This window comes from Thermococcus sp. 9N3, from assembly GCF_012027685.1.
GTDB lineage: Archaea > Methanobacteriota_B > Thermococci > Thermococcales > Thermococcaceae > Thermococcus > Thermococcus nautili.
On sequence record NZ_SNUV01000006.1, the window covers coordinates 1 to 12,598 of the forward strand.

12 protein-coding genes are annotated in these 12,598 nt (G+C 55.1%); 10 read left to right on the forward strand and 2 right to left on the reverse strand.

What is annotated here, in order from left to right:
• Positions 1–1,276, reverse strand: a 1,276-nt coding sequence (locus E3E30_RS11095) for a S8 family peptidase (RefSeq protein WP_167729647.1), incomplete at its 3' end; no start/stop codon positions are given.
• Between the two features lie 244 nt (positions 1,277–1,520).
• Here E3E30_RS11095 and E3E30_RS11100 point away from each other — a divergent pair.
• Positions 1,521–2,096 carry a HemK2/MTQ2 family protein methyltransferase gene (locus E3E30_RS11100; protein ID WP_167729648.1) on the forward strand — a complete coding sequence of 192 codons (576 nt, stop codon included), beginning with the start codon at positions 1,521–1,523 and terminating at the stop codon, positions 2,094–2,096.
• On the opposite strand, the gene E3E30_RS11430 is transcribed toward E3E30_RS11100, so the two are convergent.
• Entirely contained in the window at positions 2,081–2,215 is a 135-nt protein-coding gene (locus E3E30_RS11430; RefSeq protein ID WP_277342789.1) for a hypothetical protein, read from the reverse strand. The two genes, E3E30_RS11100 and E3E30_RS11430, sit on opposite strands and share 16 nt — an antisense overlap.
• 123 nt (positions 2,216–2,338) lie before the next feature.
• Between E3E30_RS11430 and twy1 the strand changes: the two genes are divergently transcribed.
• From twy1 to E3E30_RS11145, 9 genes are all read left to right on the forward strand, one after another.
• A complete protein-coding gene (gene twy1 / locus E3E30_RS11105) occupies positions 2,339–3,340 on the forward strand; it encodes a 4-demethylwyosine synthase TYW1 (protein WP_167729654.1) in 1,002 nt (333 codons plus the stop codon).
• 62 nt (positions 3,341–3,402) lie between these two features.
• Positions 3,403–5,628 (forward strand): prenyltransferase/squalene oxidase repeat-containing protein, encoded by a 2,226-nt coding sequence (locus E3E30_RS11110; protein ID WP_167729649.1) that lies wholly within the window; start codon positions 3,403–3,405, stop codon positions 5,626–5,628.
• A gap of 6 nt (positions 5,629–5,634) precedes the next feature.
• Positions 5,635–6,732: a cell division protein FtsZ gene (locus tag E3E30_RS11115; RefSeq protein ID WP_042691436.1), complete on the forward strand. Its 1,098-nt coding sequence runs from the start codon at positions 5,635–5,637 to the stop codon at positions 6,730–6,732.
• A complete protein-coding gene (locus E3E30_RS11120; RefSeq protein ID WP_167729650.1) occupies positions 6,729–7,349 on the forward strand; it encodes a hypothetical protein in 621 nt (206 codons plus the stop codon). Before E3E30_RS11115 ends, E3E30_RS11120 begins: the two co-directional genes overlap by 4 nt.
• A gap of 44 nt (positions 7,350–7,393) precedes the next feature.
• The gene (locus E3E30_RS11125) at positions 7,394–8,008 is read left to right on the forward strand and encodes a class III signal peptide-containing protein (RefSeq protein ID WP_167729651.1); all 615 of its coding nucleotides are present in this window, start codon (positions 7,394–7,396) and stop codon (positions 8,006–8,008) included.
• Between the two features lies 1 nt (position 8,009).
• Positions 8,010–8,438, forward strand: coding sequence for a hypothetical protein (locus E3E30_RS11130; RefSeq protein WP_042691444.1), 429 nt, complete (start codon positions 8,010–8,012; stop codon positions 8,436–8,438).
• Positions 8,410–8,880 (forward strand): hypothetical protein, encoded by a 471-nt coding sequence (locus tag E3E30_RS11135; RefSeq protein ID WP_042691446.1) that lies wholly within the window; start codon positions 8,410–8,412, stop codon positions 8,878–8,880. The genes E3E30_RS11130 and E3E30_RS11135 overlap by 29 nt, the downstream gene beginning before the upstream one ends.
• Positions 8,877–10,613 (forward strand): hypothetical protein, encoded by a 1,737-nt coding sequence (locus tag E3E30_RS11140; protein ID WP_167729652.1) that lies wholly within the window; start codon positions 8,877–8,879, stop codon positions 10,611–10,613. Before E3E30_RS11135 ends, E3E30_RS11140 begins: the two co-directional genes overlap by 4 nt.
• 11 nt (positions 10,614–10,624) lie before the next feature.
• Positions 10,625–12,598, forward strand: a 1,974-nt coding sequence (locus E3E30_RS11145) for a hypothetical protein (RefSeq protein ID WP_167729653.1), incomplete at its 3' end; no start/stop codon positions are given.

Consider the following 12,598-nt stretch of genomic DNA (forward strand, 5'->3'; position numbering starts at 1 on the left):
CAAGAGCCGCCTGGACTGCCAGGTCGGCCCTGACTATTCCGTAGCCGTAGTAGATGTCCCATCCGGGGTCTCCGAGGTCGTCGGCGGTAACGTGGAGGATTCCCCTGACGGTGTTGGTGTTCATGTCATCGAAGGTTCCGACCGGGAGAACCTTGCCGTACTTGTTGTAGTAGGCCGCCTGGATGAGCGCAACGACACCGCTGACGTGCGGGGTGGCCATTGAGGTTCCGCTGAGGCTCTCATAGGTGTCGTCCGGGTAGGTGCTGAGCACGTCAACGCCCGGGGCGCTAACTTCGGGCTGGAGGTTGCTGAAGTAAGCTACGGCGTCGCTCGAGTCGGTGGCTCCAACCGCTATGACCTCCGGATAGATGGCCGGGTAGCTCGGCTGGTCGGCGGCCTCGTTACCGCTCGCGGCGACGATGACGACGCCGTAGTTGTAGGCCTTGATTATCATGTCGTGGAGGTACTCATCGTCGCTCGGTCCTCCGAGGGACATGCTTATGACCTCGGCGGCGTCATCATCCGGGTCTCCAACGATTATTCCGTCCCCGTCCTTGTCAAGTATTCCGTCCGGACCGAGAAGGGCCTGCTCGATTCCTATCGCTATGTCGGTGTACGCTCCACTTCCCCTGTCGTCGAGAACCTTTATGGCGTAGATTTCAACGTTCGGGGCGACTCCGACGACGCCGATGTCGTTGTTAAGCGCCGCGATGGTTCCGGCGACGTGGGTTCCGTGGCCGTTGCCGTCGTACCAGTCAGCGGGGTCGGTGCTGACGGTTCCACCTATGGTGCTGACGCCCCAGGCGATGTTGTCCTTGAGGTCGGGGTGGTCCCAGTCTATTCCGGTGTCTAGTATGGCAACCTCGATGACGCCGTTGCTGGCGCCGGTGGTTATACTCCATGTGTCGGGAGCCTTAACGCGCTCTATTCCCCAGGGAATCTCCTGGGCGGGCTGTGTGGGCTCTGGAACGAGCCACCTCGGCCCTCCCCTGTAGAGCTGGGCCTGGGCGTCGAACTCGACCTTCTTAACTCCCTCAAGCTTGGCGAGCTTTCCAACCGTGTTGGGAGGAATGTCAATGACGACGGCATCAATCAGCTTGAACTCGTAGACTATTTTACCGCCAATGCCCCTGACGGCGTCTCCCCTGAAGTCGTCCCTGTCTATAAGGGCAACCACCCTAACCGTGTCGCTGCCCTTGGCAGCGGTTGGCACAGCAAAGAGGGACAGAACCAGTGCCAGAACGAGCAGTCCGCCAACTACCACCCTCCGCTCCATATTAGTTCACCCCTGCATGTTTTAGCGCACTCATATCAAATCTGGTCTACTTAAGTCTTTTGTAGATTACATATGTCGCACTGTCAACAAAAATAGACTGTCTCTTCACATGTGCTTTCCGTTCCCACTTCCCCCTGTCATTTTGATAAACACCAAGTTTTTAGATAGGTATGCCAAAAAATTTTCGAGATATCTCCTGGTTAACTGCCGAAAGCCCCATAAACACGCTTTGTAATGTGCCACCATGCCACATTACTACGGTCTCAGAATCCTGCTCGACGAGAACGTCTATGAGCCGGCGGAGGATACGTTTCTCCTCGCCGAGACCCTTGAGGTTAAGCCCGGTGAGATGGCGCTCGACGTTGGAACCGGGACGGGAATTATAGCCCTCCTCATGGCGAGGAAGGCTAAATACGTCCTCGGCGTTGACGTGAACCCAAAGGCCGTAGAACTCGCCAGAAGGAACGCCCTGCTGAACGGAATCAGAAACGTCGAGTTCCGCCTGAGCAACCTCTTCGAGAACGTCTCGGGAAGGTTTGACGTGATAACCTTCAACGCCCCCTACCTGCCGGGTGAGCCTGAGGAACCGATAGATTTGGCCCTCGTCGGTGGGGAAACCGGGAGGGAGGTGATATACCGGTTCATCCGGGAGGTGCCTGATTATCTGACCGAGAACGGCAGGGTTTACCTCGTCCAGAGCTCGATAACCGGGATTGAAGAAACGCTGAATCTTTTCCGGGAAGTCGGCCTTAGGGCTGAGGTCGTCGCCAAAAGGCACCTCTTCTTTGAGGACATCGTGGTTGTTCAGGCCAGGCGGTAGCGCCTTATCTCGTGGAGGAGCTTCACCTTGGGCCTCTCGCTCCCTTCCTCGGGCTCCTCGCCAGGGAAGAGAACTATCTCCCTCGGCTTGAGCATGGGTTCGGGTTTTATGCGCATCATGGTTGTGGGCTCGGCCTTGACCTTTTAAACCTTTCGCAGATTGACGAAGGAATTTTCGACGATGCACAGTCGCGACCAATCAGGTTTTTAAAACCTCTCCCGAGTTTGGGTTAGGTGAGACTAATGGCGATAGTGGTTAAGGCCAACCCGAACATGCCCGAGGAAATCGCGCTCCTCTTCAGAAAACAGCACTACGAGCTCGTTGGCAGGCACAGCGGAGTTAAGCTCTGCCACTGGCTCAAGGAGAGCCTCACCAAGGGTCGCTTCTGCTACAAGCAGAAGTTCTACGGCATAGCGAGCCACCGCTGTTTGCAGATGACGCCCGTCTTGGCCTGGTGCACCCACAACTGCATCTTCTGCTGGCGCCCGATGGAGGGCTTCCTCGGCACCGAGTTGCCAGAACCCTGGGACGACCCGGCGTTTATCGTCGAGGAGAGCATAAAGGCCCAGAGGAAGCTTCTCGTCGGCTACAAGGGCAACCCCAAGGTTCCGAAAGAGAAGTTCGAGGAAGCGTGGAACCCGAAGCACGCGGCGATTAGCCTATCGGGCGAGCCGATGCTCTATCTATACATGGGCGACCTCGTTGAGGAGTTCCACAAGAGGGGCTTTACGACCTTCATAGTCACCAACGGAACCGTCCCTGAAAGGCTGGAGGAGATGATTAGAGAAGATAAGCTTCCAACGCAGCTCTACGTCTCGCTGACCGCTCCTGACATCGAGACCTACAACCGCGTCAACGTCCCGATGATTCCCGACGGCTGGGAGAAGATAAAGGAGACGCTTAAGCTCATGCGCGACGCGGAAACGAGGACGGTGATAAGGCTCACCCTTGTCAAGGGCGAGAACATGCACAGCCCCGAAAAGTACGCCGAGTTGATTAAGATAGCGAACCCGATGTTCGTCGAGGCCAAAGCTTACATGTTCGTCGGCTTCTCGCGGAACAGGCTCACAATCAACAACATGCCGAGGCACGAGGAAATCAGGGCCTTCGCCGAGGAGCTCGTGAAGCACCTGCCCGGCTACCACATCGAGGACGAGTACGAGCCGAGCAGGGTCGTTCTCATCATGCGCGACGACGTGGACGGCAGAGGAAGGGGATTGACGGGAAGGTTCATTTCTGATTGATTCCACGCCACGTGGAAAACTTTATTTATCTTCCCCACCATTTTTGGTTGGGGTGTGAGTATATGAACAGGATAGCGGCGGTTTTAATGGTTCTCCTCCTGGTAATTCCCGGCGCTTACGCTGGCCAAATCAGCTGGAGCGTTAACTTTCTCGAAGATACCTCTTCCAACGTTCAGAGCGTTCGAGAAATGAGCCTCGTTCTCATGGCCCTGTCCGGTGCCCAGAAAGCCGTTGGCAACACGTCTGCCGATAAAATCGACTCCCTCGCCATGAGACTGCTCTCCCTTCAGAACTCCGACGGCGGGTGGGGTTACCTTCCGAACGAGACAAGCAACGTGGTTGACACTTCTTATGCCCTTATTGCCCTTCTTAAGGCAGAACCTTACGTTTCTCCGGTTCACCGCTCCGCTCTCATCGAGGGTGTTTCAGGTGCGGTGTCGTACCTTCTCACGTCATCGTCCGGTAATGGCTGGGGCTACGTCCCGGACAGTGCCCCCGCCTTCTACCCGACCGTCATGGCCGTCTGGGCCCTCGGTGAGTACGGCTACTACTATACTGAGAGCCCAATAAAGAACGCAGTCGGCTTCCTCCTCTCCGCCCCCTCGACCCTCCCTGCTCCTCAGGCTCTTGCGCTCAAGGTTATAGCCCTCCACGCCGTTAACTACCCTGTGCCCGACGACATCGTCTCCAACGTTGAGGAACTCCTCAGGAGCGACTCTATAACGACCCTCGACAGGGCCATGCTCACTTATGCCCTTGAGCTCGTCAGGCCCCTGGACTTCACCACCTCCTTCTTCGTGAGCAAACTGCTCGAACTCGCCAACGTTTCCGGCGACTACGCCTACTGGCTCTCGTCGCCAACGTATCCCCTCACGACTCCCGAGGTAGTTAAGACGTCTGCATTCGCACTCATGGCCGTTGCATATCTCGAGCAGTACACCCCTCAGCTTCCTGCTGAGCAGAACCCCTACGTTGCCCCGTGCTCCGCCCTTGAGTCCCTCCAGAACGACGACGGGGGCTGGCCCCTTGTTAAACCCGGCCCGTCAAACGAGAAGGCAACTTACTACGCCCTCCTCGCTCTCAAATACTGCGTTCCGACCAACGAGTCCGTCGAGAAGGCTCTCTCGTGGGCCAGGGAAGCTCTCACCGTCGATGGGGCGAGGATGGTGAGCACCCACAGGTTCTCCCCCGCTTACTTCTACGCCCTTGAGACACTGCTCCACTTCCACGCCCTCTCGGCGGAGGAAAAGGAGAAGGCAATCAACGACATAATCTCCTCCCAGCTTCCCTACGGAATTGGCCTCTGGGGCAACAACCTCGGTCCCCAGCCCTACCAGACTGCACTCGCCGTCAGGGCCCTCGTTGACCTTGGCGTGCCCGCCAACGACTCCCTCATCCAGCGCGCAGTTAAGTGGGTTCTGGGCACCTCCAACGGGGGATGGGGAATCTACGTTTCGACGCCCTACTTCTCCTACATGCTGAGGCCCGACGTCATGACGACCGTTTCAATAATCGAGGCCCTTCGGGGAATCGTGCCCGAGGACGAGCTCAAGCCCCACGCAGACTGGCTCGTTTCCCAGCGCGTTGACGGTGGCTGGGCCTACTGGAAGCCCTACTACGACCCGATGAGCGGCCGCGTTATCCAGGAGAAACCCACCGTTGAGCTGACCGTCCGCGTCACCGACGTTCTGGCTGAGTTCGGCTACAACTTCAGCAGGGACACCCTCAACTTTGTCATCGGGGCCAAGCAGAGCGGCGAAATCAACGGAAAGTCCGTCGAGACGGCCTTTGCAGTGATGTACCTTTCCCGCTACAAGTTCGTTCCGAAGGTCACCCTTGATGACGTCAGGCTGGCCCTCGGTTCGGAGCTCTTTACACTCGTGACATCCGGACTCTCCAAGAACGAGACCGAAAAGGTTGTGGGTTCTCTCATCGAGCTCTACGGGAACTCCTTTGTGGTTGCCAACACGACTGAAATCGGTGAGGGTTACTACATAGTCGTGGCGCCCTATAGAAGCTACAACGTCTCAGCATACAACCCCTACCTCAGCTTCCGCGTTGAGAATGGAAGCGTAGTGGTGGCCAACTACACCGCGCCGGTGGATTCCTCGATAGTGCTGGTTCCGGGCTACACCCCGGGCGGAAACGTGCTCTTCGTGTTCTACTCACCGTCGAGCAGGTGGATGGCCGTCGAGCTCTTCACAACGGGCTTCATACGCTACATTCACGGTGATGCAATGGTGCTGACGTACGAGAACGACAGGTTCATCCAGAAGGTCGTGGGGTGAAGGCCCTTGAGGGCCCTGATAATAGGAATCGGCCAGTGCGGGACGAAGATAGCCGACCTGTTCGCGCTAGTTGACTTCGAAACCCTCGCGGTGAACACCTCCCGCGGCGACCTCGAGTACCTCAAGCACGTCCCACAGGACAGGAGGATACTCATAGGTGAGAGCCTCACAGGCGGTAAGGGCGTCAACGCTAACCCCATACTGGGCAGGGAGGCAATGAAGCGCGACCTGCCGCTGGTGATGCGCAAAATCAACTCCATAGTCGGCTACGAGGACGTTGACATCTTCTTCCTCACCTTCGGCTTCGGCGGTGGAACCGGCGCCGGCGGAACGCCCGTCCTTGCTGAGGCCCTCAAGGAGGAGTACCCCGACTCGCTCGTCGTTGCCATCGGCGCGCTCCCGCTCAGGGAAGAGGGCATAAGGCCCACAATCAACGCTGCCATAACGATAGACAAGCTCTCCAAGATTGCGGACTCAATAATAGCGATAGACAACAACAAGCTGAAGGAGGGCAACGACGACATAAGCAGGGCCTACGAGAGGATTAACTACACCATAGTCGAGAGGATAGCCTCTCTTCTGGCCCTCGTGGATGTCCCCGGCGAGCAGACGCTCGACGCGAGCGACCTCAAGTTCGTCCTCAAGGCCTTTGGGAGCTTCGCCACCGTTGGCTACGCGAAGGCCGAGGCGAGCAAGGTGAAGAGCCTGTCGAGGCTGATAATCAAGTCCTTTGAGAGCGAGGGTCTCTACCTCGACGCCAACATCGAGTCCGCCCTCTACGGCCTCGTCGCGGTACACGGCCCGCCGGAGGTTCTCAAGGCTGGAGACATCTTCGAGGCCCTCGATTACCTCACGAGCAAAATCAGGGGCAAGCAGATTTTCAGGGGCTTTTATCCGGACCCGCGCGAGAGGGAGGTTGAGGTCGTCACGCTCCTCAGCGGAATCTACGAGAGCAGGAGCATCGAGGAAATCGTCAAAACCGCCAAGCAGTACGCGAGGTCCTTCATGGAGGCCAAGAAAGAGGCGGAAACAAAGAAGAGCGAGCTCCTCAGCGGTTTGCCCGACTTCGACGACATCTACCCAGTTCCCGAGGGTGAGGAGTGATGGAGAACATCAAGGACTCGGTGGAGGTCGCGCTCGAACTCGATGAGAAGTCCGTTTACTCGCACATCGCCCACGAAAGCGCCGAGGATATAATCCGGATTATCTCCTCCCTCGACGCCGAGAGGGCAAAGCTTCGTGGGGAGGTCATATACTACACCGACGACTGGGACGCTCTGATAAGGGAGAGGATGGCCAAGGGAAAGCGTCATACGGCCTTCGACTTCTACAACCCCGCCCTGCTCGACATCTGGGAGGAGAAGGTTAAACTCGGGAAGAAGCTCAAGAGGCTTGAAAGGCTCTCCTACGCGGTTCTCGGGACTGTTGTTGGGCTGACCGGCCTTGCGACGGTTCTGACGGGCACACCGTTCATCCTGCTCGGTCTTGCCATTCTCCCCCTGGCGGTCGCCGTAAGGGACAGGGTGAGGAGCTCGCTCGACCTGCTCTACTACGAACTCACCCAGTTCTTCATAGACGAACTCCGGGCAATCGTCACTAAACACGGGCTCACCCCCGAGAAATACAAGTTTAAGCTGTTCACAGGGGGTTATTTTGGCGTAGAAACAAAGAGAACGCCTTCGGGCATATTTGCGGTCGTTGAAGACAAATCTGGGGAGTAACCGTTAAATATGGTTCAATCCTATGACCTTATGGAGGGAGTGAGATGGGGTTAGTCCTTAGAAGGCGCGGTCAAATTTCGCTTGAGTTCATGCTTGTGTTCTCGATAATGCTGATTATGCTACTCTACTCAGTCAAGAACGTGGGGTTTGATTCAAGCTCTCCCTCCTCGGGTACCCTGGCGATTCAAATCGCCCTTGAGGAAAAGAGCGTTGCGAACGTTATAGCCGGGGCAATTGACCAGGTTTACGCCCAGGGTCCGGGGTCAAAGGTTACCGTTTACGCGCACTTCAACCTGCTCCGCAACTCCGAGTACCTCTCCAAGGCATTTAACCTGACATCCCCTCAGGTTCAGTTGCTTTTCATAGGGACTAGGGATAGGCTCTTTCCCATTGGAGCCGAGAACTCTGTAATAGCCGTGGCCGTCGCTGAGAGCGGTTCTAAGCCGACCCTCTCTGGCCCGGACAGAACAGGTGTCTGGGTTCAGACCTACTTCCTGTACAATTCCACGACACAATCAAAATTCATGGTTCCGCTCAACCCGGCAGACGTGCCCGGGACGATGAGAATTGTTGTTGAATGGAACCCTGAGTTGCCGGTTTCGATGGCGTACAACGCCACGTCTAAAACGCTCTACATAAACATCAAGCCGGGTGCCTGAAATGAGGGGTCAGATAAGTCTTGACCTGCTCTTTGCAGTCGCCATAATCTCGATAACCATGCTGAGCGTGATGAACGTTGCCCTGAGCGAGAAGACTGAGACCGAGGTCCTCGGCACGTCGGCCCAGCTGAAGGCCTTTGCCATAGACATAAGAGGAACTGTCGCGAGGCTCTACGCGTCCCCTGGAATCACCGTTGTGAAGGAGTCTCCCGTTGAGCTTGGGCCCGGGGAGTGGATTAACGTAACCCTGAGGGCCGATGGATACCTGCAGATTCGCGCCCAAATCGGTGGTAGGGAGTACGTTGTGGTGGAGAAGCTCCAAGTGCCCCCTGGAACGACGAGCTCGGTCCTGCTGACCCAAACCATGAGGGAGTTTAAACTGTCGTCTAGGAGGTTGCCCGATGGTGTGGAAGTCGTCGTCGAAACGTAGGGGTCAGACCGCAATCGAGTTGCTGTTCATAACTGCGATAATCCTGACCGGGATAGTCTACATTCTCCCCTCCGTCGTGTACTCGAATCAGGCTGTCTCGCTCTCGGATGCCTTCAGAACCGCCGGTTCTGACGTTTGCTCTTACCTCAACACCGGCGTCGTGGTCAACGACTCCCTTCACGCGCCCCTCAACAACCTCGTTGAGCTGTGGAACTACACCCCCCTTGGGTGTCGCTTCGTTGGCCTGTCCGTTGAGACGAACTCCTCCGTTAACGCAACACTCGTCTTCGAGTATCCAGGGGGAGCCTTTCCCAACGCCTTTGAGGGCAACGTGACGCTCTACCTTAAGCTCAGGCTTTCGCGTATCTCGGGCTTTAAGCTGGTCGGCGAGAACCTGTACTACGGCGAGAAACCGGTTAACATTACGGTGGTGGTGAGATGAGGCGAGGTCAGCTCTTGAGTTTTGATGCCCTCCTTGCGATTGTTATAGTGATATTCATGCTCGGTGCGGTTAGTGCTACCTCCGATAATCTCAAATCGGGGATAACGAATCTCCTCGGCTGGTATGACAGGACGAGCGTTCCCGATACGATGCTAGATGTTCTCCTCCAGAGCGCGGGCACCCCCCCTAACTGGAACGAGAACGTCTCTGCACTCGTGGTTCCGGGACTGAGGGCGTCGTCCGGTCAGTATGTTGACTACAACAAGGCTGTTACCTTCTTTGACCTTCTCAAGAACAACGATTCCCGGGTTGAAAACGCCCTTCTCAACCTCAGCCTTGGGCGTCCGTTCCTCCTCGACTTCTATTTGGGCAAGTGGTCATTTGAGGCCAACTTCACATGGAACCCGAACGCGGGAGGAGGTATTCCGCCGGGTTTTGAGGTTTACAACGGAAGCTGTTCAATAAGGGGAAATGCTCAGCTTACCTTTGATAACCCCACTATACTTCCCTGTGACCCGCTGGACGTTAGGGGTGCGGCTCACCTGGTGGCATCATCGGACTTCTGTATAGTTGGTTCGGTGGGTGTTGACACCAGGGGTTCCATTACCGTTGACGTTGGTCACTATCCTCCATATCAGGAGTACCCCTACCTTGCGATAGGTGGGGACTGGAGGATAATAGGTGCCGGTACTGTTCACGTTGCGGGTAATACGTATGTCCTAGGTGCCCTGATAGTTCGTGGAGAGGGTTCGAGGACAATCAACATAGCAAAGGATTTGATAATCTACGGTGATACTACAAACCCGTATGTGATTGACATAGCCGGTGCCTCTGCCACAATAACTGTGGGCATTGCGGGGTACAGCCCCGGAAACGTTTACGTTCGCGTGAACGGTGTCTGGTACGCGTCCAACCAGACGGGAGTCTGGTACAAGAAGACCAGCACTGGATGGGAGAAGGTCTCGGGAACTCCTGCGGGCATTATCCTTCCCTCCACCGTTCTCACAGTCAATGGCTATCCTTTGTCTCCCGATTGGGTGCCCCCTGCCCCTCCAGAATGTCTCAACATAGGTACTGGTCAGCCGCTTACCGTTTCATCCCTCCTTGGAAACTACACCTATCCCCAACAGCTCAGTGCGAGCGAAGCATGGAATAGGGTGTCTTATATGAACGCATCCTTTCTTGTAAATCCAACCAACGTTTCCAGTGTGCTGAAGGCCAGGGCAAACGCGAGTTGGGTGTCATACTCGGAGAGGAACACCGTTATCAGCATGTTCCAGTACAACAGAACCACTACTATCGTCGGCAACGCTTCGGGAATAATCCTGGCAGGTGTCCTCCGCTATGATATTCCAGACTACGCCATGCTCCGCGTGGATGTCCCGGCTGAGAGTGGTTACGTTCTTCTTGTGGCAGTTGATGGAGGAACACTCAAGGCTATAGGCTTTTGGAAGACCTCTCCAGAGGACGCCCTCAATGCCGAAGTTTGGGAGTCGAGCGGCGGAAACGTCAGCGTGGTTGCAACATATCGGGGCTCAAACACCTCTGTAACGATTCCCTGGGGTGTAATATTCAGCGGGCCGGCTGGATTTGGCAGGCCGGTCATGCTGTACCTGTACTCCAACGGCTTCACTGGGCCTGTTACCCTAACCGATGAAGGGGACATCGGTGTTTTGATGACCCCCATGTACGAGCCTCTGCTTGTAAAACTCTGGGTGTGGGATGAACCATGAGGCGAGGCTTTGTGTTCACCCTGGACGCTGTCCTTGCCCTCTTCCTTGTCTTAATCATGATAACCGCAATTACAACGGCCGAGAGCCAAGTTCAGTCTGTTTACAAAACGAAGATGCGTATGGGAGAGCTTGGAGACGCGAACGCAATGCTTAAACTTCTTAGAACGGTTCCGCTAAGTCAGCTCGTCCCGGCTAGCGTTATCCAGGACTGGGAGTCAGGACCTGACCCGGTTCTTAACCTGACCCTGGTCACCCCGGATATGAGCCCTCTTGAGATAGCCGCCACGTACTGGGCCGTGAGTCCAATTTATCCTGGCCAGGATTACAGAAAGAAGGCCTCTGTAATCCTCGGCTACATTCTGAACTCGACTCTCAGGGGCTACAACTACGAGCTCCTTATAAACAACTGGACGAACGCGTTCATGAGCAAGGGGGCCTATAACTACTCCCTCGCTAAGGACGTGTCCTCAGCGACCCTTGTACTCAGTGGTTACGCCTACAACCAGACTCCCAGGGGCTACGTTGCAAGGGCATTCCTCAGCAAGCTGAAGGCCAAGGTTACGAGCTACGTTTACCAGGGCGACTATATCGCAACCCAGCACAGCGGAAAGCAGATTCAGATAACGTACATAATCCCCACCAGTCAGTTCCCCTCTAATACCACTATTCTCAACGTTGCTTGGTACGTGGAGCCTGCTTATACTTTCTCCTACTACGATGTTTACCTCAATGGCCAGTCCCTTGATGACTGTCTCTCCAGCAGTAGTGGATTAGTTGGCTATGGGGATAAGCTAACTTCAGATTCTTGTCCTGAACTCGTTACATTGGTGCAAAACGCCGTTGACAGCGGCTCCGATTCCGAATTTACCGCCGTGGTTTACAAGAGCAACCAGATTTCTGGTGAGGACGGTGCACAGTACATCGTGATAAATTACTCAACCTCTCAGGCCTCGACCTTTAGATATCCGCACCACTACTATTTTGCCGACGTTAGGGCCAACGATTCAATTCACATAGAGAAGTATGTTTTCGTTCCTGGAAATTTGACAGACCTTTCAATTAAGATTGCAGGCGAACACATAAAGTTCGTAAAGGCGAGTATCCGTGTTTACGGCATTGACTCTGAGTCCTTTACCCTCATCAACGAAGGCGGCTACTTTGTAGCGGACAACGCTACCCTTGCATCAGTAGTGGAGCAAATGGGCTTCAACTACTCCGACCTATCGGGAACCTACTTCACGATACTTCTGAACGTTACGTGGGATGGACTTGGAGAGCTCCACCTGGATGGCAGGAATTCTTACGTCTATGCAGACTACATACCCTTTACTGCAATGAGCCTGTATTCTGTGGACATTACCAGGATTATATCTAACTACTCCAACAAAACTGAGTACGATGATACAGGATTCTATCGTGATGTCTACTGGTACTGGGACATTCCCGAATATGCAACTCCTCTCTACACTACGTTTCAGTTCCCCTGGCTCCATATTATAGGACCAAACTCACCATGTATGCAGCGGGTTTCCATCCTCATGAATTCATCCACGAATTCTTGGGAAACACTCTACTACGCCCCAACTTATAACACATTTATAAGCGCCTTCGCCAGATGGGGATACACAAGGGTTACCCGGGATTATCAGGGCAATCCAATTGAAAATGCCCTCCATGGTGGTCTTAATTCACTGCATTTGGAGTTCGGAAGCTGTTACTATGTTTCGCCGGAGAACGCCCTTGCTTCAGTCGTTTATCTCCTCAACGCCTACGCTCCCTACGGCAACGTCAAGCCCTACCTCATGCAGGGATATCCGAACATCAAAGCCTACAACCTAACCTATGCGTACGATGTAGGCGGTTCCGTTGAGTACGGCTCTATAATAGTTGGCGATACGAAGGCGATAGCCAGTGGAGAATACGCCAACATAACCGCCTGTCAGCTCGACCCCGATAAATACGCCGTTGACGATGCCGTTTTGAGG